We start from the raw sequence: 22881 nt of genomic DNA, 5'->3' as shown, positions 1-22881 counted from the left end.
CACCTGGGCGTCACGACACGGATCGTCAGGTCAGCAGATCGGCGCGCTCGCTCACGTCGTACCAGAGCAGGTCCAGTTCGGCGACGGCGTCCTCGGCTCCCGCCTGCCCGGCTATGGCCGCACGCAACTGGTCGGCGCCGGCGAGGTCTGTTCGGTCATCGACGTGGAAGGAGACCACGGCGCGCCAAGGTAGGGCCGGGGCGAACACCGCCGAGGGCGCCGGATCACCCTGCGGGACCTCGACATCGTCGATATCGGCCGCGACGACCACCCGCACCGGCGGCTCATGACCGCGGTCCCGCAGCATGGCCAGGCTGTCGGCTGCGGCCGCCACCAGGGCCTGGAACTCCCCTGCCTCGGCATCGTCGCTGTCGCCGGCTGCGGTGCCGAGCGCCGCGGCGAGGGCAGGGGTGAGGGCATGGCCGCGGCGCGGGGGCAGGCCCTCGGTGCCGGCCAGGTCGGCCAGAGTGGCTGGGAGATAGACGCGCATGGTCACAGTGTGTCCTATCCGGGCCGGCGCAGCCGTCCGCGCAACCCGGCCCGGACCGGGGCGGTGCCGCTGATCCGGTGTGCCAGGGCCCGAGCCGCGAGACGGGCCGAGGACTTCGGCGCGACCTCCGCCCAGGTCGAGGCGGTCAACAGGGCCCGATCGGCCGCGTTCCGGTCGTCGGGGATCAGCACCGGGTCGCTGATCCCGGCGAAGCGGGCCAGCGCCTCGCGCACCGAGTCCTGCGGACGCGGGCCGGCGGCACCTGCGCGCACCCGGTTGACCACCACGGTGCGGCGCGGCAGTTCCTCCAGGTCCAGCACGGTATGCACCAGCCGCTCGATCCCGATGGGTTCGGCCGCGCCGACCACGAGCACCTCATCGGCCTCATCCAAGACCGCGGCGGCCACAGCGTTGCGGCCGGCGGTGAGCATCGGCTCGTAGTCGCCGTCGTCATCGGGCACCCTTACCGGGCCGTCGATGATCACCCATGAGTAAACCGTGCGCGCAACCTGGACGACGCTGCGCAGGCTCGCCGCGCCGATCTCACGCCAACGGGACGCCCGGGGCAGCCCGGTGAGCAGAGACAGCCCGCCGTCAACCTGGCAGGCGATGCGGGCCAACGCAGCGGCGTCCAGGGTGCCCTGGTCAGCCGCCCTGACCGCAGCGGCGAGCCCGGCCGATTCGCTGAGCACGCCGAGCATCTGGGCCAGCGCGGAGCCCCAGATGTCGGCGTCGATGCACAGCACGCCCTGCCCGGTCCCGCTGATCTCGTGGGCCACGTTCACCGCGATCGTGGACCGGCCCGGGGATCCCGATGGACCGCAAACGGTGACCACGGTGCCGAGCCGGCCCGTATCCTTCGTCTGCACCGGATCGGGCACCGGCGGCTCGACCGGGGCCGATACGGGCACCACTGCGCGCCCAGCCACGTCACGGATCGCGGAGACCAGGTCCGCATCGGGATCAGCGGGCACGGCGCCTATCTGGCGCACCCGAGCGTGCTCGGTCGGGCCGGCCACCACCACGGTGGGAACCCCGGCAGCGGCGAGCCGGTCGATCGCCATCCGGTCGATGCCGGACTCTGCGTCGGTGACCGCCACCACGCCGACACCGGCGATGGCGGCGGCGAGCAGTTCGGCGACATCGGCGCAGCGCCGGGTCACCGTCATGTCCGAGGCCGCGGCGACGTCCCGGACCAGGCGTTCCTCGACGCCGCCCGGCAGTGCCACCAGCACACCCAGGCTCATCGGCTACGCACCCGGACCCGGCACCAGGATCACCTCGGCGCCGGAGGACAGCGCCTCGAGCACGGCGGCCAGGTCGGCCTCCGCGATCAGGACCTGGACGTGCACCTGGCTTGCGCCGGCGAACAAGGCGGTGTCCTCGAACACCTCAGCGACCTGAACGTCCGGCAGAAGCTGAACCGGGGCGAGCACTGCACCGATGCTCCCTTGTGGGTCCGGCCGGGCCACCCACACGTCCACACGGCTGCCGCGTGCCAACGACGTCGCCGCCGAGGCGTCGGTGGGGATGGTCACCGGTCGTAGGTCCAACTGGACGGCACTGCCGATCGCCGCCGCCGGCACCAGTTCCCCAGCACCGACGGTGCGCAGCACCACCGCGTCGGCCGGCACGTCTTCCTCGGGGGTCAGGTAGGTCTGCATCAGCCCGGACATCTGGACCTGGACCACCTCCAGATCATCCACGCCGATGGGTTCACCAGGTACCAGGACCTCCCTGGCGGTGTAGGCGGGCACGGTCGCCCCGGCCTGCGTGACCACCCAGGAGCCCAGTGCGACCGAGGCCGCAACCAGTAGCACTCCGATGCCCAGCCGCGGATCGCGCCAACTCGGCCGGCGCATCCGCAGTCCCCCTGGTGTCTCGTCCACCGTCGCCCTCCCCTGCGCGTTCCAGCCCTGCGTGGATCAGTGCCCTTACGCCCGTCCTATGGTGCCAAGAACACTCGCCTCGTGTAGGACTTATGCACAGGGGCTTTGTTCATGCCGGGCGATTTGTCCCACCGGGATGCCAGAATGGGCTCATGCAGCAGCGATTCCTGTCCCTTGCCGACGTGGCCGAGATCCTTTCGATCTCGATGTCACAGGTGCGGGCGCTGGTACGCAGCGGGGAACTCAAGGGGATCCAGATCGGCGGCAAGGGCACCTGGCGGATCGAGGACGCACAGTTGCAGGACTACATCGACCGCATGTACGCCCGGACCCAGGAGCGGCTTCGCGAGGAAGGCCGGGTGGACTGACTCCGGGCGGTCGAGAATCCAAGCGTCAGAGTCGCCACCGGCCATGGGTGGCCGAGGCCACTCAGGTGCCGGACTCCACGCTGACCAGTCCGGACCAGGCGATCGTGACCACGCCGCGCGCATCGACCAGGTCGCAATGGTCGCCGCCCACGCGCGCCAACCGGCCGCGGTAGGTGCCGGCGATGGTGTGCACCACCACGGGCAGGTGCTCCTGCGCGAGCGCACGCAGGACGTGACCGAGCCCCAGCCCGCGCTCCACCCGGGTGGGTTCGGGTGCGCTGGGTCCCAGTGGCCTGGCCAGTACCACCGCCGAGCGCGGGATGAGGCTGCGGCGAGCCTCTCTGGCAAGAACGAGCCAGTCCTGAGCCGCGTCGCTCACGAGCCCGTCGCGGTCCGAACCGTCCCGTAGCCGCACCTGCAACTGTTCCCCGCGCCGGGCCCGCCACCGGTCCGGGAGCATCGTGGTCGCGATCTCTGCCTCGGCGAGTTCGGCAACCTGCATGGGCACATGCTCGTCCGCAGCCGCTTCGAACTGCGCCTGCAGGTCAGCGAACAGGTCATCCCAGCGCATCTGTTCACCGTAGCGATCCGTCCGGCCCTGCACCGGTCGACCTCTGGACAATCACGCCCGGTCCGTGTACACATACTATTACTCATCAACACGAACTGATACGAAAAGAAACATATAGGGGAATGCAATGACGAAGTGGACGACAACGGTGTCGCACACCGGGCGCCGGTTGCTGGGGGCGAGCGTCCTGGCTGCCACCGGCTCCGGGGCGCTCTGGCTCGGCACCGCCCATCTGCTGGACCTGCTCCGGGAACTCGGACAGGGAACCGGCCGAGGAATCGACGCGGCCACCGCCGCGGTACTCGTGGGCCTGGGCCTGGTGCTGCTGGCCTGGTACGTACTCAGCGGCACGATCACCGCACTGTGCCTGGCCATGCGGCTAACCGGCTTGGTCTGGTCCGGCGGGGAACGGCTGGTGCGCCGGGCCGGCGCCCCGGCGGTGCGCCGGCTGCTGGGCGGTGGTGCCGGGGCCGTCCTGGTTGCCGGTTCTCTCCTGGGCCCGGCCCACGCGGTCGAGGGAGACGATGTCGCCTCGACCCCGGTCCACCTGACCTGGACACCGACCCAGGACGCCGGCCCGGTCGAGGGCGAGGACGACGACGAGTCCTCCACGCCGGACGATCCGTACGGCACGCACGGCGGGGCAGAGCCGGACCAGCAGGAGCCACCAGAGCAGGACGACCGCACCGAGCAGGACGTCGCATCCGGAGTCGAGGACCCGCCCGGCCCGGTCTACCTCGTCCAGCCCGGGGACACCCTGTGGTCAGTGGCCGCGCACTCGCTCGGCGAGCAGGCCGATCCGGCCGAGATCGCCGAATGGTGGCCACGGTGGTACCGCACGAACCTCGACGTCATCGGTGACGACCCGGATCTGATCCATCCGGGCCAGGAGCTCACCCACCCCGAGGGGCGGGCGTCATGACCGCGGTCGGCACCCGGCGGTCCCGCAACCCCGAACCGGTCACAGCCCTACCGCCCCGGCGAGCCCGGGAACTCCGAGTTCGCCCCGATCCGGTCCGGGCACAGTGGGACCGGGTCCGCTTCACCGGCCCGCAGCGGGAGTCCGCCGGGGACGCCCCGGCCGGCTCGGATGCCGGGTCCGGGCACACCGACCTACCGGACCCCGCGAGTTGGGCGGCCACCCTGGCGCGTGCCACGGTGGAGGTCCTGCAGGGACAGCGCCCGCCGGCGCAACTCATCCGCTGGATGGACGCCGACCTCTGGGCTGCCCTGAACCGGCGGGCCCTGCTCGGAGTGCAGGTAGCCGGTCGTCCGGACCGGCCCGCCCAGGTGCGCCCGCGGCGCGTGCACGGCTGCGCCGTCAGCGCCACGACCTGGGAGTTCTCGGTCGTGCTGCATGACGGGGACCGCATGCGTGCGGTGGCGCTGCGCCTGGAAGTGCTGCGGGGACGCTGGTGTGCCACCGCGCTGAGCATCGGCTGAGTAGGCCGATGCTCAGCGCGGCTCCTCCACCGGTGCGGAGTCGCCCTCCAACAACTCCTGCTGGTGGGTCCTACCATCGGTGGTCACCACGGTCACCTCAGCGACGATGGACTCATCCCCCGGCGCCCAGGCCGCCCACCACCCGTCCTGCACGGACGCGTGCACCCGGTCGCCCGATTCGGTCACCAGGATCACCTCCTCCACGTCGTGCGCGCTTCGCCCGAACACCGAGGTGAGCACTCCCGGGAGCTCCTCGCCCTCCCGGCTCCACGTGGCGGTGCCGGCGTGCAGCACCCGTACCCCCTGGGCCGGTGCGATCGTCACCGAGTCCCAGGCGTCGGCGGAGAACCCGGCGTCGCTGGACACCGCACTGCTCTGCTCGCCCTGGGTCACGAAGCACTCGGCGAACCGACCCTGCTCATCAGCGCTGATCACGTAGGTGTACTCCCCGCGAACATCGATCAGCACCGGTTCCAGACCCACCTGCCGAACCTCCGGATCGTCCGGATCCCCCACGATCTCGTGAGCGACCATCGGACACTGTTCCCGGGCCACCCGGGCATCGCCGGCCGAGACGGGCTCGGGCTGGGCGCTCCAGGTGGCATAGACCGGCGGGGTGGAGACGGTCCACACCAACGCTCCCACGGCCAGCGCCAGTACCACCAGCACGCTGGCTGCCACCATCGGTCCGGTCCGGCGCTCTGGCACGAAGTCCCCGGCCTGCGGCCGCCGCGGGGAGTTCAGGATGTGGTGCAGCGCCTCATCCTGCGCCGTGGCGCCCTGGTCCGGGAGATCCCGGGCCGGATCCAGCGCGCCCAACCGCGCAAGCACCCCGTGCGGGCCGGTGCGAGGCATCACCGATCACCCCCGGTGCGGTGGTCGCCCCCGTACCGGGCGCGACCACCGCACCTCACGCCGTCCCCCTGCCCCCGGTTGGTGCACCCGGGCCCCGTCCCAATCAACCCCGGGTGCACCCTCCCCTCCATCGCGTTGCTCATCGCGAGTCCCCCTCTCCCCTTGCCTTGACCGAGCGCGCGGCAGGCTGGTCCTCACCCAGCGAACCCGCGTGCGACCCCGCCCCCTCTCCGGTACCACGGTCGAGCAGGTGCGCCAGCCTGCGCCGGGCCCGCAGTAGACGGACCGCGAACGTCGAGGGCAGGCACTGCATCACCGTGGCCGCCTCGGTACTGGACAACCCTTCCCAGGCAACCAGTGCGATCACCTCGCGCTCGGCTTCGGTCAACTGCGACCACGCCTGAGCAAGATGCAGCCGTTCCACCGCCTCCACCTCCGCCGAGGCCATCTGCCCCGCCGGCTCGGCGGCTACTTTCGCCAGCAAGGCCTCCTTGCGACCCTCGCTGCGCAGCCTGGTCCCGATCACATTGCGTGCCACCGCGTAGATCCATGGCAGCGCGGTGGCCGGGACCTGATCGATCCGGCGCCAGGTGACGGCGAACGTCTCGGCGACTACGTCCTCGACCTCGGTCACCTCGACTCGTCGCCGGGCGAACCGGCGCACAGCATCGGCATGCTCCACCCACAGGGCGGTGAGCCGTTGCCGGTCGGCGTCGGCGTCGGCGTCGGCGTCGCGCAACGAGTACCTCCTCCATACCCTGTCTATTGCCGGCACCGGTGCAGTTGTTACATCCGACACTGGTGCAGTTGCTGCATCCCGTGCGTATCCTCCTGGGGAGCCGGCCTCCACGGGGGTGGCCGGGACGCCACTGGAGGACTTATGTCGGCACGTCGACCCTTGCTTCGATCAACCTGCACTCTGGCCGCACTCGCCCTGGCATGGACCGGAATGGCTGCCCTGGGCGGCGCTGCCGGCGCCACCCAGGATGCCGGCCCCGGCCAGGACGACGACCAGACCCCGGCCACCCATGCGTCGGTCGCGCAGTGGCAGGCCTGGGCCGAGCACGATCTGGACCGGGCCCGCCGGTACGACTGGGCCGCGGACTCCACAGCGCGCGGCTGCACCTTGCTCGAGATCGAGTTCACCACCGAGGTGGACCCCGGCTACAACGCTGCCATGGGCGCACCCGCGGGGCTGTCCACCGTCCGGGTGGACCGCGTGGAGGAGTGCGAGGAGCCCACCGCGGAGATGAAGGCCATGACCTCCACGCAGGCGCGCACCGCGTCGGTGCCGCGCGGAACGCGGTGCAACTACGGCACCCGCGGGCCCGGCACGATCTGCCTGAGTTCATCGGGCAGTTGGATCACGGCCTCCTGGCAGAACCGGGGTTCGGCCGCGACAACCGGATTCCTGCGCATCTACCGGATCCCCACCAACGCGAGCCACTGCCCCACCGGCACCACCTGGCACACCGGCGCCCAGACCACCTGGAGCAGCGGACAGACCCGGTCCATCTCCAAGGCGCAGACCCAGAATGGTGCCTACTCCGCCCACATCTGGCGCCAGAACGTCGTCGGCCACTCCAACTGGGGTGGCACCTGCGCGAGGTTCTGACGCGGCGACTCGGGCCGGCTCGGTGACTCAGCCGGTACCGAGTTCAGCGACGCTTGCGGGCGGCCTTGGCCGCCCGTCGGCGCTGCTCCCGGTTGCCACCGGAAGCCGGGGCGGCCTGCTGGTTGCCTCGCTGGCCACCAGCGGTGGTCACGGTGGTGGCGCCGTCGCCGTCCGCGCTCGGCGCGCTGTAACGCAACCCGGTCGGGCGCTGCGGCACGCCCAGACCGAGCGGGTCCGCACGCTCACCGTCCCGCCGCCGCTGGTCGTCCCGCTGGGACGCGCCGGCCCGCTTGCCCGACTTCGACTGATCCTTTCGCGGCTCCACACCGGCCGGCGCGATGGCGCCGTCGGCCTCACCCTCCTGCGCCACAATGCTCACGCCGTCGACCTGCTGCTCCTCGGGTGCCTTGACCTCGACGTGGAAGAGATAGCCGACCGCTTCCTCCTTGATCGCCTCATTCATCGCGGCGAACAAGTCGAAGCCCTCGCGCTGGTACTCGATCAACGGGTCGCGCTGGGCCATCGCGCGAAGCCCGATGCCCTCCTTGAGGTAGTCCATCTCGTACAGGTGCTCGCGCCACTTGCGGTCCAGCACCGATAGCACCACGGAGCGCTCGACGTCGCGCATCACCTGCTCACCCAGTTCCTCCTCGCGCTGGGCGTAGGCGACCTTGGCGTCCGAGACCAGTTCTGTGATGAGCTGGTCGGTGGTCAGCCTGGCACGATTGCCGGCTTCCTCCTCCAGGTCCTCCACCGTGATCGAGACCGGGTAGACCGTCTTCAGGTCCGTCCAGAGCTGGTCGGTGTCCCACTCCTCCGGAACGCCCGAGGCCGTGGCCGCGGTGACGATGCCGGTGATGACGTCAGTGATGAAGGTCTGCACCTGGTCGGCCAGGTCCTCCCCCTCCAGCACCCGACGACGTTCCTCGTAGACCACCGTGCGCTGCCGGTTCAGCACGTCGTCATACTTCAGGACGTTCTTGCGGATCTCGAAGTTGCGGCTCTCCACCTGCCCCTGGGCGCTGGCGATGCCGCGGGTAACCATCTTCGACTCCAACGGCATGTCGTCGGGGTAGGAGGAGGCGTTCATGAACCGCTCGGCCAACCCCGCGTTGAACAGTCGCATCAGGTCATCGCCCATGGACAGGTAGAACCGGGACTCGCCGTTGTCGCCCTGACGTCCGGAACGCCCGCGCAACTGGTTGTCGATCCGGCGCGCCTCGTGCCGTTCGGTGCCGATCACGTACAGGCCGCCGAGTTCGGCGACCTCATCGTGCTCCGCCGCCACCGACTCCTGGGCCTGTTCCAGCACGCCCGGCCAGGCCTGCTCGTACTCCTCGGGGTTCTCGGTGGGGTCCAGGCCACGCTTGGTCATCTCCGAGATCGCGATGTGCTCGGCGTTACCACCGAGCATGATGTCGGTACCACGACCGGCCATGTTGGTGGCCACCGTGACCGCGCCCTTGCGCCCGGCCATCGCCACGATCGCCCCCTCACGGGCGTGCTGCTTGGCGTTGAGCACCTCATGGGGCACCCGACGCTTCTTCAGCATCTTCGACAGCAGTTCGGACTTCTCCACGCTGGTGGTCCCCACCAGGACGGGCTGCCCCTTGGCGTGCCGCTCCACGATGTCCTCGACGACGGCGTTGAACTTGGCGTCCTCGTTCTTGTACACCAGGTCGGACTGGTCGATCCGGGCCAGTGGCCGGTTCGGGGGGATCTCCACCACTCCGACGTTGTAGGTGTTCTGGAACTCCGCGGCCTCGGTCATCGCGGTACCGGTCATTCCGGAGAGTTTGTCGTAGAGACGGAAGTAGTTCTGCAGCGTGATCGTGGCCAAGGTCTGGTTCTCGGCCTTGATCGCCACGTCCTCCTTGGCCTCGATCGCCTGGTGCATGCCCTCGTTGTAGCGGCGCCCGGCCAGGATCCGGCCGGTGTGCTGGTCCACGATCAGCACCTCACCGTTGAGGACCACGTAGTCCTTATCCCGGGTGAACAGTTCCTTGGCCTTGATCGCGTTGTTCAGGAAGCCGATCAGCGGGGTGTTCAGGGACTCGTACAGGTTCTCGATGCCCAGGTAGTCCTCGACCTTGGAGATCCCGGACTCCAGCACCCCGACGTTCTTCTTCTTCTCATCGACCTCATAGTCACCGTCCCGCTCCATCCGGCGCACCAGCCGGGCGAACTCGGAATACCACTTGTTCGCCTCCCCGGCAGCCGGGCCGGAGATGATCAGCGGAGTGCGCGCCTCGTCGATGAGGATCGAGTCCACCTCGTCCACGATGGCCATGTTGTGGCCGCGCTGGACGAGTTCATCCTTCGACCAGGCCATGTTGTCGCGCAGGTAGTCGAAGCCCAGTTCGTTGTTCGTGCCGTAGGTGATGTCCGCGGCGTACATCTGCCGGCGCTCGTCCGGCTTCTGCCCGGCCACGATCAACCCGGTCTCCATGCCCAGGAAGCGGTACACCCGCCCCATCAACTCACCCTGGTAGCGGGCCAGGTAGTCGTTCACGGTGACCACGTGCACGCCCTTGCCGGACAGGGCGTTCAGGTAGGCCGGGAAGGTGGCCACCAGCGTCTTGCCCTCACCGGTCTTCATCTCGGCGATGTTGCCCAGGTGCAGCGCCGCGCCACCCATGATCTGCACGTCGTAGGCGCGCTGACCCAGGGTTCGTACCGCGGCCTCGCGGACGACGGCGAAGGCCTCGGGCAGCAGTGCGTCCAGACTCTCCCCGCCGGCGACCTGCTCGGTGAACCGGTCGGTCTCTTCGCGCAGTTCGGCGTCGGTGAGGTCGCTGACCGACTCCTCCAGCGCGTTGACCTGGTCGGCCAGGGCACGCAGAGTCTTGAGGATCTTCCCCTCGCCCATCCGCAGGATCTTGTCGAGGATCGAAGGCACGCAGGTCTCCAGAGTGTGTGGCGGAGCAGCCGGTGGTTCCCGGCGCTGTCCATGGTATGCGAGTTGGCTCCCGGACCGAACCCAACGATCCAGCGGTCCTGCCGACGTCGGCCCTACAACTGCTCGGTCAGTGCGCTGGTGAGGTCCCCACCGGCACCCTGGGCCACGGTGATCGTGCCCAGGCCCAACCAGGTGGCCACCTGGCCCAGTTCCGCAGCCAGCGGTGCCGCGATCGCGGCGCGAGCACCCGGTGTCGCGGCGTCGTCCTCGGCGAAGGCGTGGTTCACCACCAGCGCGCCGGCAACCCGGTCGGCCTTCAGGTCCACGCGCGCCACCAGATCCTCACCCCACAGGAAGGGCAGCGCGTAATAGCCGTGGGTGCGCTGATGGGCGGGGGTGTAGATCCCGATCCGGTAGTGCATGCCGAACAGTGCCCGCAGCCGGCGCCGCTCGAACACCAGCGGGTCGAACGGAGCCAGCAGCGCCCGCCCATGGACCGACCGGGGCACCGGAGCCTGCGCGTAGCGGTAGAGCGGGGCGTCCCATCCGTGCACCTGCACGCGCTCGAGCGTCCCGGCGGCAAGCAGGTGCTCGATCGCCGCTCTGGTCTGCGCAACCGGCATCCGGAAGTAGTCGGCCAGGCACCGTGGCGAGCCGATCCCATGGGCACGGGCGGCGATGGTGACCAACTCGATCATCGCCTCGGCCCGGTCCGGCGCGTCCTCGGGCCGCAGGTGCGCAGGTAGCACCCGCTCTGGCAGGTCGTAGACACGTTCGAACTGTCGGTTGCGGTGGGCGCAGGCCAGCAGCCCGGCGGCGAAGGCGGCCTCGAGCACCTGCTTGGCCACCGTCCAGTTCCACCCCCAGTGCTCCTTCGGTCCGCGCTCGTGTCCCAGTTCGGCGTGGATCCGGGCGGCGGTAGCCGGGCCGTGCTCGGTGATCAGCCCCACGATCTGCTCGAACACCCCGGGGTGCTCCAGCCGCAGGGACGCCAGCCGGGCGCTCGCGCGCGGTCCCGTCATCCGCCAGCGCAGCAACTGGTAGGTCGAGGGCGGCACCAGCGCCGCCTCGTGCGCGAAACACTCCACCAGCCGCCGGGGACGAGAAGCACTCCCCGTGGTGGCACGGTCCAGCAATGCCGGATCGTAGGGACCCAGCCGGGCCAGCACCGGCAGCAGATGCGCGCGAGCCAGGACATTCACCGAGTCGATCTGCAGCAACCCCACCCGGTTGATCATCGACTGCAGGTGGCGCATCGTCACCGCCCCGGCGGGTCTGGCCTGCGCCGGGGCGCCGGCCAGACCCTGTGCGGTGAGGGCGATCCGGCGGGCCTGCGCCAGCGTGAGCCGGCGCGAGGGCAGTGCGGATCGGCTCATCGCCACCTCATCGGGTGGCTACACTCTCCAGCGGCCGGGCGGAGTAGTTCAACCGGATCACGCCGTAGGTCCACCCGTGGCGGTGGTAGACCACGCAGGGCTGGTCCGTCTCGGAATCGATGAACAGGTAGAACGGGTGGCCCACGAGTTCCATCTCGGCCAGGGCCTGGTCCACCGTCATCGGCTCACTCGCATGCATCTTCTGTCGGATGATCACCGGGGAGTCCCCGAGTTGATCCTCCACCGCGACGCCGGGCTCGGTGGGTGCGGTCGGACCGTTGGACTCGGGCGCGGGTTCCTCCACCACGTCGGTGACCAGATCGGGGGCGACCACGTCCTGCCACGGGGGCGCGGCGGGACGGCCCTTGTGGTTCTTGCGCCGGTCCCGGGCGCGCCGCAGTCGCTCCATCAACTTTCCCGCCGCCAGGTCCAGGGCCGCGTGCCGGTCCTGTGCGCTGGCCTCGGCCCGCACCACAGGGCCCTTGGCCCTCACCGTCAACTCCACCCGCTCTGCCTTGTCCGCCTGACGCGGGTTGCGCTCGTGGGTGACCTCCACATCGACGCGCTGGGCGTAGGGCGAGAGTTGGCTGACCTTGGCCAACTTCTCCTCCGCGTGCCTGCGGAAGCGCTCCTGCACCTCGGTGTGGCGAGAGACGACGACGATTTCCATGACGACCTCCGGTGTCAAGAAGAGTTCGGGAGCGGTGTTCACCGGTCCTGAGCGGGGTGTTGCGCCACTGCGGCCCGTGCGGCCCAATGGCTCGTGCGGAGTCGATCACCCCCGTCCGGATTCTCGATTCAGTTCCATGATCCGACGCTACTGCGCCCGTCCCGGTTTGCCCAACTGAACGGGCATCGTCTGCGCCTCCAGCCTATTCGGACCCGCCGAGCCGGGCCCCGGCCATAGGTCCTAGGGGTCACTGCCAGGTAGCGCTACCCGGGCCCGGTGTGGCCGCCAGCACCACCGCACCTGCCACGTTGGCCCCGTGCTCACGCAGCAGCGTGCGGCAGGCGGCCAGTGTGGCCCCGGTGGTGACCACGTCGTCCACCAGCACCACCGCCGTCCGCAATGACCGCGGATCGGTCCGGCGCGCCAACCGGACCCGCCGGGAGGTCCGGCGCGCCGAGGCGCCGAGACGGTGCAGTGAGGCATCGGGGGTGCGCAGCACATCCTGGACGTCCACGCGGTGACCCGTACTCCCCAGCCCCGCGCCGACGGCTCGGGCGAGATCGGCGACGACGAGTTGACGGCGAAGCCGGCGCCGCCACCCCGACGGTGCGGGCAGCACCAGCACCGGTGGGGCCGGTCCGGTGAGCAGGCGCGTCAGTTCCCCACCCACTGCCACGCCGAGTCCGTACCCCACGGCGGCGAAGAACGGGCGCAGATCGGTGCGGGAGCGCCCCTTCCAACTCAGCACCATCCGGCGCGGACCGCCGCGGTAGGGCGCCAGCGCCCACACCGGTAGACCCGGGCGTGCCGGGTGGTCCTGCGCGGCCAGGTAGACGGTCTCGGACTCACACCGGCGCGGTCGCTGCTGCCACAGCCCGCGGCACCGCCGGCAGACCACTACGTCCCAGGTGCCACAACCGGCACAGCCGAGCGGCAGCAGCAGGGACGTCAGGTCCGATCCGACGTCACGGCAGGTCGCCACCAGGGCGCTGAGTACCCTCATCGGGGTCAGGGTGCCCGGGAGTCGGGTAGGTCACCAGCGTCGCTGTGATGGCTGGGGACGGCGCCGCAGCGGGCGCCTGCCTGTGCATCGGAGGACTCGACCGTGGCGCAGATGCTCAGCCGGGGAAGGTCGGTAGCGCGATACCCTCCCCGACCTTGCGCCAGCCCAGGCCACTGCGGGCGTACAGGTCACCCTCCTCGGTACTGGCATACATCTCCCGCGCACCGCGCGCCGAGGCGATGTCGACCACCTCGGGGACCGTGGGCAACTGCTGGGTCAAGCCACCGATCGGAGTCAGGTGGACCGAGTTGGTGGTTCCGGAGACTCCCAGCACCGCCAAGTGCTGTTCATCCACCCACACCAGGGTGCTGGCCTCGCGCAGTTGGCGTACCACCTGCACGCCCTGGCTCAGCCGCAGCGGCACGCCCGCCTCATCCCGGATCACCGCGTGCACCTCCACCGAGACGACTCCGTCGATGCGTACGATCACCGCCAGGCGCGTGCCGTCCCGGCTGACCCGGGCGTGGAGCAGTTCGGCGTCGGCGAGCAGTTCGGCGCTGACCGGCCGGACCTCCTCGGTGGCACGTACCACCAGGAGTTCACCGGTGTTGGCCGCCGGGCCGGTCCAGACCCACCCGTGCCGGTCGTAACTGGGCGCCACCAGGTCGGGGAACTGGGCGAGCACCACCGGCTCGGGTGCCGCTTCGGTGGGCACCGTGACCAGGTGGTCGGTCCCGGCGAGCATCACCGGTGGCTCACCGTCGTAGCCGATCGCCAGAGCCTGCGGCTGCAACTCCGCCACCGGCAACACATCGGGGAGCGGGGTGATCGGCTCGGTGGCCATCTCGTTGAAGGAGCCCAGTACCTCCTGCTCCACGTCCAGCACCACCGGGGAGCGGCCCACCGCTGGGTCGTGCGTGACGTCCAGTCCATCGACCGGGGAGTCCCACGCCACGCCGTCCACGGTGATCTCCACGCGTTGCACCTGGGGCAGGCCGAGCAACGTCTGCTCCACCTGGCGGCGGATCAACTGCCGGGCGGTGGCGTCGGCGGCGAAGGCCTCGGGGGTCAGGTCCACCTGAGCGGTGCCGGCGGAGACGGTCACCGCGGCGAAGGACAGCGCGGTCTCGGCGGGGATGGCGCTGAACACGGCGCCGTCCAACCACTCCACCGGCCCGGCCAGCAATCCACGCATGGCGGCGGTGGGGGCGTTGCGCTGGGGATACCAGCGGGTGTCGGGCACCAGCATGGTCGCATCGGGCGTGAGGAAGTACAACGGAATCTGACGGTACTGGGACCCGAAGATCACCTCCGAGAGCAGCACGCCGTCGCTGAGTTCGTCGATCCGCCACTGCTGCCGCTCGTCCTGGCGGAGTTCGAACTCCAGGGTCGCGCTGGTCTCCACCGGTGCCGGCGTGTAGACCCCGGTACCATCGACCGTCCCGGACACCGTCACCGTGACCTCCACCTGGCCCTCGCCGGTCTCGGTCACCTCGAACGGGTTCGCCCCGGAGTAGACGGTCACCTGGGCGCTCGGACTCCACACCTCGGCGGTCGGTTCGGTCAGGTACTGCCGAGCAACGGTGAAGTCGTCGGTGGTCCCGGCCGCGGCCCCGGCGAGGAACCCTCGAACGATCTGTTCCGGGGAGTCCCCGGGCTGAGGCTCCTCGGCCACCAGGGAGATCGCCTCGGGCTCCGGCGCTCCCTCGATCCCGCGGGTCACCGGACCGGACTCGGGGAAGGAGACACAGCCGGTCAGCAGCGCGGCGGCGGTCAGGACCGCCAGCACCCACCGGCCCCTCATCGGCCCATCTCCAGATCGTGGTCGGCCAGGCGCGGCACGGTCGCGGGGCCGGCCGGGTCCTCGGGCTCGTGCCGCGGGCTGACCGGCACCTCCGGGCGCTCGGGCACGAGCGCGAGGGGGTGTTCGGTCACGGTCAAACCGGCCCGGCGCGGCACGGTGAGCCGGAAGTTGGCACCATCACCGGGAATTCCCCAGGCCTCCAGGGTGCCTCCGTGCAACCGGGCGTCCTCCTGCGAGATCGCCAGACCGAGGCCGGTGCCGCCCAAGGTGCGGGTGCGGGCCGGGTCGGCACGCCAGAACCTGTCGAACAACCGCTTCGCCTCCGGCGCGGTCATCCCGATGCCGTGATCGCGCACCGTCACCGAAACGGCGGCCTCGTTCGCCCCGACCTGTACCTCGATGGGACCACCCTCCCCGTGCTCGATCGCGTTAACCAGCAGGTTGCGCAGGATCCGCTCCACCCGCCGTGGGTCGATATCGGCGGTGCAGTCGCCCTCCGGTGCGCTGAGTTTCAGTTCCGATCCATGCCCGTCGGCCAATGGGGCGGTCTCCTCGACCACCCGTTCGACCACCCGGTAAACGTCGATCTCCTCCACGTCCAGCACCGCCGAGCCCGCGTCGAACCGGGAGATCTCCAGCAGGTCGGCCAGGAGCGACTCGAACCGGTCCACCTGGGTGGCCAGCAGCTCCGCGGACCTGGCCTGCACGGGATCGAAGGAGTCACGCTCGGAGTGCAGTACCTCGGCGGCCATCCGGATCGTGGTCAGCGGGGTGCGCAACTCGTGGGAGACGTCGGAGACGAACCGCTGCTGCATCCGGGACAACTCGGCCAACCGCTCGATCTGGTCCTGCAGGCTCTGGGCCATGTCGTTGAAGGCGCTGCCCAGCACACCCAGCTCGTCACCACCCCGCACCGGCATGCGTTCGTCGAGGCGCCCATCCGCGAGCCGGCTGGCGGTTCGCGCGGCAACCCGCACCGGGTCCAGTACCTGGCGGGCCAGGTACCAGGCCATCGCGACCAGCAGCAGGATCAGGCTCACCGCTCCCACCACCAGCACCTGCTGGAGCACCTCCAGGGTCTGGGCCTCCGTGGCCAGGGAGTAGATGAAGTAGATCTCGTGCTCCCCCACGATGGGAAGCGTCACCGTGGAGCCCACCGCGATACCAGGGGTGGGCCCGGCTTCCACGGCCGCGGGCAGGGAGACGGACTGCCACTGTTGGAAGGACTCGGCCCGTACCGCCTCGCGCAGTTCGGGCTCGATCAGCTCTGCCAGGGCCCCGTCCGTCACGGGAAGCAGCAGATCGGTGGGACCCTCCGCCTCCGGGCCGCGCATCAGGAGCACCCCGGCATTGCCGACCGAACCCTCCTGAAGTGACCGGACGACGTCGAGCGCCACATCCTGCACGTCTTGTTCGTTGGAGGCGATCTGGGAGTCGAACCGCTCCTGGGCGGCCTCGGTACGGGCGGCCGCATCGGCCAGGATCTGGTCGCGCCGTTCCTCGAACAGCCCGTCGCGGACCTGGCCGGACAACAACGCGCCCAGCGCTCCCACGGCCACCAGCCCCACTACCACGGTGGTGGTCATCACGCGTACCCACAGCGAACTGCGCCACACCCGGATCAGCGCCCGGGCCGGACCGAGGACCCGGCTGTTTCGGACTCGCTCCCAGCCGGACGTGGGTTCTGCCATGTGCGTACTCACCTCACCGTCAGGAGGACGACGGCGCTCCCGCCCGGTACCCGACGCCGCGTACGGTCACGACCACCTCGGGCCGTTCGGGGTCGTTCTCCACCTTCGCCCGCAGACGCTGCACGTGGACGTTCACCAGCCGGGTGTCGGCCTGGTGCCGGTAACCCCAGACCTGCTCCAACAGCACCTCGCGGGAGAAGACCTGCCACGGCTTGCGGGCCAACGCCACCAGCAGGTCGAACTCCAGCGGGGTCAGGTTGATCACCTCGGTGCCGCGCAGCACCCGATGCCCGGACACATCGATGACCAGGTCCCCGATGGGCAGTTGCTCCGAACCCTCGGAGTCCTGGCGGCGCAGCCGGGCGCGCACCCGGGCCACCAACTCCTTGGGCTTGAAGGGTTTGGAGATGTAGTCGTCCGCGCCGGCCTCCAGGCCCTGCACCACGTCAGCGGTGTCGCTCTTAGCGGTGAGCATCACGACCGGCACCCCGGACTCCTCGCGGATCCGGCGGCAGATCTCGATCCCGTCCACGCCCGGCAACATCAGGTCCAGCAGCACCAGATCGGGCTGGGTGGTGCGGAAGGCCTCGAGGGCGGCGGCGCCGTCGCCGCAGGTCTCGGTGGTGAATCCCTCGGAGTGCAGCACGATGCTGATCATCTCCGCGAGCGCGGCGTCGTCATCTACTACCAGAACGCGTGCTTCCATCGGCCTAGTGTCCCACCCCGGGGCCGAATCCGGCTGTTGGTTGTCCATGCAAAGATGTCCTCATTGTCATCCGAGGGAGAGATCCGCACTCATGAGTGACCGCGGTGAGCACACACCCGACCCGTGGGGAGCCGGGACCGGGGGCGCGCAAACCCCCGACCAGCAACCCGGGAGTGGTTATGGTTCACCCCAGCCCGGGTACGGCCAGCAACCCGGCGGCGGGTACGGCCAGCAACCCGGCGGCGGGTACGGCCAGCAACCCCCCGGCGGCTACCACCCCGAACCCGGCAGCGGTTACGGCCAGTACGGTCACGGCGACCAGTGGTCCCAACTGCCCCCCGGCCCGGTCGCCCAGCCCGGGATCATTCCGCTACGGGCCCTGAGCCTGGGGGAGATCTACGACGGCGCCTTCCGAGCCATCCGGGCCAACCTGCCGGTGATGCTGGGCCTGTCGGCGATCGTGGTGCTCGCCCTCGGCATCCTCCAGGGCGTGACCACCTACGCCTCCTACGAGGAGATGAACCGGCTGGTCGGTCAGATCGACCCCGCCACCGACCCGGAAGCGTTCCTCGACTCCTTCGCCCAGTCCGGCACGTCGATACTCCTGAACAGCGGGGTCTCGGCACTGCTGGCGTTCCTGGGCACCACGATCCTGACCGGGCTGCTCATCCACGCGGTGAGCCAATCGGTGATCGGGCGCCGGACCTCTCTGGCTCAGGTCTGGGCGGCGGTGCGTCCCCAGATCCTGCGACTGCTGGCGCTCTCGGTGGTCGTGGGGCTGCTCGTGGCCGGCGTGATAGTGCTGGGAGCGGTCGTCTTCGCCCTCAGCCTGCCCAGCGGGTCCGCGGGTGTCATCCTGCTCGGGGTGTTGGCGATGCTGGCGATCATGCTGGGCGGGACCGCCACGGTCCTGACCTTCACCGTGCTGGCCACCCCGGCCCTGATCCTTGAACGAGCCGGCATCGGCACCGCCCTGCGCCGCGGATTCGAGTTGGCCAAGCGCGCATTCTGGCGGGTGCTGGGCATCTACCTGCTCACCACCATCCTGGCGGCGATCCTGGGGTTCGCCGTGTCCTGGCCGTTCGACCAGGTCGGCAACATCTTCGAAGGCGGCCCGGTCGCGTTCGGCCTGAGCATCCTGGGCGGCGTGGTGGCGAACTGGCTGACCACACCGGTGCTGGCGGCCGTGGTGGCGCTGCTGTACATCGACATGCGGATCCGCACCGAAGGGCTGGATGTGGAACTGGCGCGGGCGGCTCAGGAGTCTTGATGCGCCCTGCCCTCCGGCCGATGGGGCCACCTCTTGACCCCTCCGAGCAGGAGGCCCGGCGCTGGGCCGAGGAGGAGTTGACCAAGTCCGTGTACGACCAGGGACCGGGCGTGCTCGACCGGATCCTGGAGTGGCTCGCGCACCGCTGGGAGGCCCTGCTGAACCTGGGCGGGGCCGGCGCGGTGCTGATGCCGGTCCTGGTGCTGGTGCTGGTGGCTGCGGTGGTGGCGGTCGCGATGGTGCTCGGCGGGCCCGTCCGACGGCGTCAACTGCGCCGCGTCACCGGCCCCAGCACCCAGGTGCTCGACGACGACGAACGCAGCGCCGATGCGCTCCGGACGGCTGCGGCCGCGGCATCGGAGCGGGGTGACTACGCGCTGGCAGTACTGGAACGCTTCCGCGCCGTGGTGCGCGGGTTGGACGAGCGGGACATCCTGACCGACCGGCTGGGGCGCACCGCGCACGAGGCCGCCGAGCAGGCCGGCGCCGCCTTCGGCGACCAGGCCGGAGCGTTGCGTGCCGCCGGAGAGCTCTTCGACGCTGTCCGCTACGGCTCGGCCGTGCCGGGCTCGGAGCAGGAGGACTGGCTGCGGGACCTGGACGAGCGGATCGCCCGCACCCGCCCGGAGCGGTCCGCCGGCGCCGGTCCAGACCGGGGCTGGTCGGTGGTCCGGTGAGAACGAGCCGGACCCGCACCGGCCTGACCTGGGGTCTGGGCATTGCCGGTGCCATCACCCTGATTGCCGCACTGGCCTGGATCAGCCCCTCAGCGTCCTCCTCGGTGGCCTACGCCCCGAACAACCCGAATGCCGATGGGGCGCGGGCCGCTGCCCGGATCCTCGGCGACCAGGGGGTGCACGTCCGGTACGTGCGCACCACGTCGGCGGCGTTGGCCGATGCCCGCGAGGACGGCACCCTGCTGATCGTGAACGCCCACCGGCTGCGTCCCGAGCAGCAGGAGGCACTGGCCCGGGCCCCCGGGGACGTGGTGCTGGCCGGCACCGGTCCGCAGATCGACCGGCTTACCGAGCGGGTCAGCCACCACGCCGGTGGCACCCGGGACGTGCATGAGGCGCAGTGCCGGGACGAGCACGCCCGGGCCGCAGATCGCATCGGGGCCGGTGGCCCGCAGGTCACCGGTGGCGACGGCGTGGAGTTGTGCTTCGGGGATACTCCCGAGACCGGCAGGTACGCCGCCTGGGCCCAGGACGGAGCAACCTGGCGGGTGCTCAGCACCCCGGAGATCCTGCGCAACGACGCCTTGGCCGAGCACGGCAACGCCGCATTGGTGCTGCGCTCCCTGGGCCACTACTCGCACCTGACCTGGTACGTGCCGTCCCCGGGCGACGACTTCGGTGAGGAGGGCCTGGCTGCGGCCACCACGTTGCCGCTGCTGCGCCCACCGATGCTGGCGATGTACGCGGTGTTGGCGCTGGCGCTGATCCTCTGGCGCGGGCGCCGGCTGGGTCCGGTGGTCAGCGAACCGTTGCCGGTGGCGGTCCGGGCCGCCGAGACCACCCGGGGCCGTGGCCGCCTGTACCGGCGCAACAAGACCCATGCCCACGCCGGAACCGCACTTCGGGCCGGTACCGTGGCCCGGGTCTCCGGGACGCTCGGGCTGGCCAGGTGGGCTCAGCGTGATGACGTGGTCCGGACAATCTCGCGGGCCACCGGACGCACCCCCGACCAGATCGACTCGGTGCTCTACGGACCACCACCGCACGACGAAGCGTCCCTGGCCGCACTGGCCGAGGCACTGGACACCATGGAGAGCGAGGTTCATCGACGATGACCAACCCGGATCCCTACCTCCCGGGCGGGCACCAACCCGCGGGTCCACCTCCCCCGGCCGGCCAGGCATCCGTCCCGCCCGCACCAGCCGGGCGAGGGCCGACCGGGCCACCCCCTCCTCCCGAGCAGCCGGCACCGGCCGGGCCATCCGCACCGGTCGGCCAGGCCGGGCAGTCCGGGCAGTCCGGGCAGGACTCTGCGGCCCGGACGGCACTGGCGTCCCTGCGCAGCGAGGTCGGCAAGGCCGTGGTCGGCCAGGACGCGACCGTCACCGGGTTGGTGATCGGGCTGCTGTGCCGCGGGCACGTCCTGCTCGAAGGCGTGCCGGGGGTGGCCAAGACCCTGCTGGTGCGCACCCTGGGGGCAAGCCTGGACCTGGAGATGAAGCGCGTGCAGTTCACCCCGGACCTGATGCCGGGTGACATCACCGGGTCGCTGGTCTACGACGCTCGCACGGCGGAGTTCTCCTTCCGCGCCGGACCGGTCTTCACCAATCTGCTCCTCGCCGATGAGATCAACCGTACGCCGCCCAAGACCCAGGCCGCGCTACTGGAAGCGATGGAGGAGCGCCAGGTAACGGTGGACGGGCAAGCGCGGGTTCTGCCCGAACCCTTCATGGTGATCGCCACCCAGAACCCGGTGGAGTACGAGGGCACCTATCCGCTGCCGGAGGCGCAACTGGACCGGTTCCTGCTGAAACTGCTGCTGCCGTTGCCCGAGCGGGCTGAGGAGGTGGAGGTGCTGTACCGGCACGCTAACGACTTCGATCCCCGCGACCTGGCCGCCGCGGGTGTGCGGGCGGTGGCCGATGGCGAGTCCCTGGCGAAGGCGCGGGAACAGACCCGCGCGGTGCAGGTCGGCCCGGAGGTGCTCGGCTACATCGTGGACCTGTGCCGGGCCACCCGCACTTCACCGTCCCTGTCGCTCGGGGTGTCCCCGCGGGGGGCGACCGCCCTGCTGGCCACCTCCCGGGCCTGGGCGTGGCTGTCCGGGCGCGACTACGTCACCCCCGATGACGTCAAGGCACTGGCACACGCCACGCTGCGGCACCGGGTGCAACTGCGTGCTGAGTCCGAACTGGAGGGAATCAGCGCCGAGTCGGTGTTGGACGGGATCCTGGCTTCGGTCCCGGTCCCGCGCTGATGGTGCTCACCGGCCGGGCGGTGGGCCTGCTGGCTCTGGGCCTGATCCCGGTGCTGCTGCTGCCGAACTGGCTCACCGTGGCCACCTGGCTGGTGCTGGCGGCCGCCCTGGTCGGCTCCGATCTGGCACTGGCCGCACCGGTGCGCGAGGTCCGGATCGCACGGGCGCCGATCCCCACGGTGCGTCACACCGAGGAGACAGCCAGCCAGTTGCGCCTGCACAACACCTCCGCCCGCACCCTGCGCGCCCTGGTGCGCGACGCCTGGCAGCCCAGCGCCGGCACCGGCACCAACCGGCACCGCCTCACCCTCGGCGCCGACCAGGTGCGGCGCATCCGCACCCCGCTGCGCCCATGGCGACGCGGCGATATGAGCGCCGCCGCGGTGACCGTGCGCTCCTACGGTCCGTTCGGGCTGGCGGCCCGTCAGCGCAGTACCGACGTACCCGGGTTGTTGCGGGTACTGCCGGAGTTCTCCGCGCGCCGCCACCTCCCCTCCCGCCTGGCCCGGCTGCGCGAGATGGACGGGCGCGCCGCGGTGAACGTCCGCGGGCAGGGCACCGAGTTCGACTCCTTGCGGGAGTACGTGATCGGCGACGACGTGCGTGCCATCGACTGGCGCGCCAGCGCCCGCCGGGCCGAGGTGGTGGTGCGCACCTGGCGGCCGGAACGGGACCGGAGGGTCCTGATCGTGCTGGATACCTCCCGTCTGTCCGCTGCCCGTCTGGGCGAGGCGCCCCGCCTGGAGGCCGGTATCGAGGCGACGCTGCTGCTGGCGGCCCTGGCCGCCAAGGTCGGGGACCGGGTGGACCTGGTCGCGATGGACCGGACGGTGCACACCAGGGTGCGCGGTGTCGAGGGCCCGGCGCTGATGTCCGCTCTGGCGCAGGGCCTGGCCACGCTCACCCCCGAACTGGTGGAACCGGACTGGGCGGTGGTGGCCCAGGAGATCCGGGACCGCCTCAGCCAGCGGGCCCTGGTGGTGATCCTGACCGGGCTGGAGCCGGGCGCGATCGAGTCCGGGCTGGTCTCGGTGGTGGCGGCGGTGGCGCGCGACCACCAGGTGGTGCTGGCCTCAGCCGAGGACCCGGTGGCCCAGCGGATGCGCCGGAGCCGGGAAAGCACGGCCGAACTCTTCGATGCGGCCGCGGCCGAGCGAGCCGAACTGGAACGCGGCGCCCTCGCCCAGCGTCTCCAGCGCACCGGTGCCCAGGTGGTGCGTCGCGCCCCGGAGGACCTCCCGCCGGCCCTGGCCGACACCTACCTGGCGCTGAAGGCAGCCGGGAAGTTGTGAGCGTC

General features: G+C 70.6%; 22 protein-coding genes. 9 read left to right on the top strand and 13 right to left on the bottom strand.

What is annotated here, in order from left to right:
* Positions 1-25: 25 nt before the first annotated feature.
* Genes ACO0LU_RS03730 through ACO0LU_RS03720 form a run of 3 tightly spaced genes read right to left on the bottom strand, consistent with a single transcriptional unit; the run spans position 26 to position 2379 of the window.
* A complete protein-coding gene (locus ACO0LU_RS03730; RefSeq protein ID WP_424790069.1) occupies positions 26-490 on the bottom strand; it encodes a DUF6912 family protein in 465 nt (154 codons plus the stop codon).
* 14 nt (positions 491-504) lie between these two features.
* Positions 505-1737: an AAA family ATPase gene (locus ACO0LU_RS03725; protein ID WP_424790068.1), complete on the bottom strand. Its 1233-nt coding sequence runs from the start codon at positions 1735-1737 to the stop codon at positions 505-507.
* Between the two features lie 3 nt (positions 1738-1740).
* On the bottom strand, positions 1741-2379 hold the full coding sequence (locus ACO0LU_RS03720; RefSeq protein WP_424790067.1) for a hypothetical protein: 639 nt from the start codon (positions 2377-2379) through the stop codon (positions 1741-1743).
* A gap of 152 nt (positions 2380-2531) precedes the next feature.
* On the opposite strand from ACO0LU_RS03720, the gene ACO0LU_RS03715 reads away from it, so the two are divergent.
* Complete coding sequence (locus tag ACO0LU_RS03715) at positions 2532-2747, top strand: helix-turn-helix domain-containing protein (protein ID WP_424788630.1); 216 nt, start codon at positions 2532-2534, stop codon at positions 2745-2747.
* Positions 2748-2808: 61 nt separating this feature from the next.
* Here ACO0LU_RS03715 and ACO0LU_RS03710 read toward each other — a convergent pair whose 3' ends face one another.
* On the bottom strand, positions 2809-3318 hold the full coding sequence (locus tag ACO0LU_RS03710) for a hypothetical protein (RefSeq protein WP_424790066.1): 510 nt from the start codon (positions 3316-3318) through the stop codon (positions 2809-2811).
* Between the two features lie 127 nt (positions 3319-3445).
* On the opposite strand from ACO0LU_RS03710, the gene ACO0LU_RS03705 reads away from it, so the two are divergent.
* Both ACO0LU_RS03705 and ACO0LU_RS03700 read left to right on the top strand, forming a co-directional pair.
* Positions 3446-4240 carry a LysM peptidoglycan-binding domain-containing protein gene (locus tag ACO0LU_RS03705; RefSeq protein ID WP_424790065.1) on the top strand — a complete coding sequence of 265 codons (795 nt, stop codon included), beginning with the start codon at positions 3446-3448 and terminating at the stop codon, positions 4238-4240.
* On the top strand, positions 4237-4761 hold the full coding sequence (locus ACO0LU_RS03700) for an Rv3235 family protein (RefSeq protein ID WP_424790064.1): 525 nt from the start codon (positions 4237-4239) through the stop codon (positions 4759-4761). The genes ACO0LU_RS03705 and ACO0LU_RS03700 overlap by 4 nt, the downstream gene beginning before the upstream one ends.
* Positions 4762-4773: 12 nt before the next feature.
* On the opposite strand, the gene ACO0LU_RS03695 is transcribed toward ACO0LU_RS03700, so the two are convergent.
* Positions 4774-5616, bottom strand: coding sequence for a hypothetical protein (locus tag ACO0LU_RS03695; RefSeq protein WP_424790063.1), 843 nt, complete (start codon positions 5614-5616; stop codon positions 4774-4776).
* A gap of 139 nt (positions 5617-5755) precedes the next feature.
* Complete coding sequence (locus ACO0LU_RS03690) at positions 5756-6355, bottom strand: RNA polymerase sigma factor (RefSeq protein ID WP_424790062.1); 600 nt, start codon at positions 6353-6355, stop codon at positions 5756-5758.
* A 210-nt stretch (positions 6356-6565) separates the two neighbouring features.
* Here ACO0LU_RS03690 and ACO0LU_RS03685 point away from each other — a divergent pair, with 210 nt between their 5' ends.
* The gene (locus tag ACO0LU_RS03685) at positions 6566-7231 is read left to right on the top strand and encodes a hypothetical protein (RefSeq protein WP_424790061.1); all 666 of its coding nucleotides are present in this window, start codon (positions 6566-6568) and stop codon (positions 7229-7231) included.
* Between the two features lie 43 nt (positions 7232-7274).
* Here the strand turns inward: ACO0LU_RS03685 and secA are convergent, their stop codons facing one another.
* From secA to mtrA, 7 genes are all read right to left on the bottom strand, one after another.
* Entirely contained in the window at positions 7275-10130 is a 2856-nt protein-coding gene (gene secA, locus ACO0LU_RS03680; protein WP_424790060.1) for a preprotein translocase subunit SecA, read from the bottom strand.
* Positions 10131-10243: 113 nt separating this feature from the next.
* Complete coding sequence (locus ACO0LU_RS03675; protein ID WP_424790059.1) at positions 10244-11506, bottom strand: winged helix-turn-helix domain-containing protein; 1263 nt, start codon at positions 11504-11506, stop codon at positions 10244-10246.
* A gap of 7 nt (positions 11507-11513) precedes the next feature.
* On the bottom strand, positions 11514-12176 hold the full coding sequence (gene hpf / locus ACO0LU_RS03670; RefSeq protein WP_424790188.1) for a ribosome hibernation-promoting factor, HPF/YfiA family: 663 nt from the start codon (positions 12174-12176) through the stop codon (positions 11514-11516).
* Positions 12177-12423: 247 nt separating this feature from the next.
* Positions 12424-13179, bottom strand: coding sequence for a phosphoribosyltransferase family protein (locus tag ACO0LU_RS03665; RefSeq protein ID WP_424790058.1), 756 nt, complete (start codon positions 13177-13179; stop codon positions 12424-12426).
* 115 nt (positions 13180-13294) lie between these two features.
* On the bottom strand, positions 13295-14983 hold the full coding sequence (locus tag ACO0LU_RS03660; RefSeq protein ID WP_424790057.1) for an LpqB family beta-propeller domain-containing protein: 1689 nt from the start codon (positions 14981-14983) through the stop codon (positions 13295-13297).
* Positions 14980-16674 (bottom strand): MtrAB system histidine kinase MtrB, encoded by a 1695-nt coding sequence (mtrB, locus tag ACO0LU_RS03655; RefSeq protein ID WP_424790056.1) that lies wholly within the window; start codon positions 16672-16674, stop codon positions 14980-14982. Before mtrB ends, ACO0LU_RS03660 begins: the two co-directional genes overlap by 4 nt.
* Before the next feature lie 19 nt (positions 16675-16693).
* Positions 16694-17380: an MtrAB system response regulator MtrA gene (gene mtrA, locus ACO0LU_RS03650; protein WP_424788642.1), complete on the bottom strand. Its 687-nt coding sequence runs from the start codon at positions 17378-17380 to the stop codon at positions 16694-16696.
* 91 nt (positions 17381-17471) lie between these two features.
* Between mtrA and ACO0LU_RS03645 the strand changes: the two genes are divergently transcribed.
* Genes ACO0LU_RS03645 through ACO0LU_RS03625 form a run of 5 tightly spaced genes read left to right on the top strand, consistent with a single transcriptional unit; the run spans position 17472 to position 22876 of the window.
* The gene (locus ACO0LU_RS03645) at positions 17472-18650 is read left to right on the top strand and encodes a DUF7544 domain-containing protein (protein WP_424790055.1); all 1179 of its coding nucleotides are present in this window, start codon (positions 17472-17474) and stop codon (positions 18648-18650) included.
* Positions 18650-19327 (top strand): DUF4129 domain-containing protein, encoded by a 678-nt coding sequence (locus ACO0LU_RS03640; protein ID WP_424790054.1) that lies wholly within the window; start codon positions 18650-18652, stop codon positions 19325-19327. The genes ACO0LU_RS03645 and ACO0LU_RS03640 overlap by 1 nt, the downstream gene beginning before the upstream one ends.
* Positions 19324-20442, top strand: a complete 1119-nt coding sequence (locus tag ACO0LU_RS03635) for a DUF4350 domain-containing protein (protein ID WP_424790053.1) — start codon at positions 19324-19326, stop codon at positions 20440-20442. The genes ACO0LU_RS03640 and ACO0LU_RS03635 overlap by 4 nt, the downstream gene beginning before the upstream one ends.
* Positions 20439-21584 (top strand): AAA family ATPase, encoded by a 1146-nt coding sequence (locus ACO0LU_RS03630; RefSeq protein WP_424790052.1) that lies wholly within the window; start codon positions 20439-20441, stop codon positions 21582-21584. The genes ACO0LU_RS03635 and ACO0LU_RS03630 overlap by 4 nt, the downstream gene beginning before the upstream one ends.
* Complete coding sequence (locus ACO0LU_RS03625; RefSeq protein ID WP_424790051.1) at positions 21584-22876, top strand: DUF58 domain-containing protein; 1293 nt, start codon at positions 21584-21586, stop codon at positions 22874-22876. Before ACO0LU_RS03630 ends, ACO0LU_RS03625 begins: the two co-directional genes overlap by 1 nt.
* Positions 22877-22881: the final 5 nt, after the last annotated feature.

This window comes from Pseudactinotalea sp. Z1748, assembly GCF_049725185.1.
In the GTDB taxonomy this organism is placed as follows: Bacteria; Actinomycetota; Actinomycetes; order Actinomycetales; family Beutenbergiaceae; genus CALKWS01.
Note: the sequence above shows the minus strand (reverse complement) of the source record. Positions and strands in the feature narration are given on the sequence as shown.

Excerpts from the sequence above, each read along its gene's own strand:
- ACO0LU_RS03730 (WP_424790069.1), bottom strand. The coding sequence starts at position 490 with ATGCGCGTCTATCTCCCAGCCACTCTGGCCGACCTGGCCGGCACCGAG.
- ACO0LU_RS03725 (WP_424790068.1), bottom strand. The coding sequence starts at position 1,737 with ATGAGCCTGGGTGTGCTGGTGGCACTGCCGGGCGGCGTCGAGGAACGC.
- ACO0LU_RS03715 (WP_424788630.1), top strand. The coding sequence starts at position 2,532 with ATGCAGCAGCGATTCCTGTCCCTTGCCGACGTGGCCGAGATCCTTTCG.
- ACO0LU_RS03710 (WP_424790066.1), bottom strand. The coding sequence starts at position 3,318 with ATGCGCTGGGATGACCTGTTCGCTGACCTGCAGGCGCAGTTCGAAGCG.
- ACO0LU_RS03705 (WP_424790065.1), top strand. The coding sequence starts at position 3,446 with ATGACGAAGTGGACGACAACGGTGTCGCACACCGGGCGCCGGTTGCTG.
- ACO0LU_RS03700 (WP_424790064.1), top strand. The coding sequence starts at position 4,237 with ATGACCGCGGTCGGCACCCGGCGGTCCCGCAACCCCGAACCGGTCACA.
- ACO0LU_RS03695 (WP_424790063.1), bottom strand. The coding sequence starts at position 5,616 with ATGCCTCGCACCGGCCCGCACGGGGTGCTTGCGCGGTTGGGCGCGCTG.
- ACO0LU_RS03685 (WP_424790061.1), top strand. The coding sequence starts at position 6,566 with ATGGCTGCCCTGGGCGGCGCTGCCGGCGCCACCCAGGATGCCGGCCCC.
- ACO0LU_RS03675 (WP_424790059.1), bottom strand. The coding sequence starts at position 11,506 with ATGAGCCGATCCGCACTGCCCTCGCGCCGGCTCACGCTGGCGCAGGCC.
- hpf (WP_424790188.1), bottom strand. The coding sequence starts at position 12,176 with ATGGAAATCGTCGTCGTCTCTCGCCACACCGAGGTGCAGGAGCGCTTC.
- ACO0LU_RS03665 (WP_424790058.1), bottom strand. The coding sequence starts at position 13,179 with ATGAGGGTACTCAGCGCCCTGGTGGCGACCTGCCGTGACGTCGGATCG.
- ACO0LU_RS03660 (WP_424790057.1), bottom strand. The coding sequence starts at position 14,983 with ATGAGGGGCCGGTGGGTGCTGGCGGTCCTGACCGCCGCCGCGCTGCTG.
- mtrB (WP_424790056.1), bottom strand. The coding sequence starts at position 16,674 with ATGGCAGAACCCACGTCCGGCTGGGAGCGAGTCCGAAACAGCCGGGTC.
- mtrA (WP_424788642.1), bottom strand. The coding sequence starts at position 17,380 with ATGGAAGCACGCGTTCTGGTAGTAGATGACGACGCCGCGCTCGCGGAG.
- ACO0LU_RS03645 (WP_424790055.1), top strand. The coding sequence starts at position 17,472 with ATGAGTGACCGCGGTGAGCACACACCCGACCCGTGGGGAGCCGGGACC.
- ACO0LU_RS03640 (WP_424790054.1), top strand. The coding sequence starts at position 18,650 with ATGCGCCCTGCCCTCCGGCCGATGGGGCCACCTCTTGACCCCTCCGAG.
- ACO0LU_RS03630 (WP_424790052.1), top strand. The coding sequence starts at position 20,439 with ATGACCAACCCGGATCCCTACCTCCCGGGCGGGCACCAACCCGCGGGT.
- ACO0LU_RS03625 (WP_424790051.1), top strand. The coding sequence starts at position 21,584 with ATGGTGCTCACCGGCCGGGCGGTGGGCCTGCTGGCTCTGGGCCTGATC.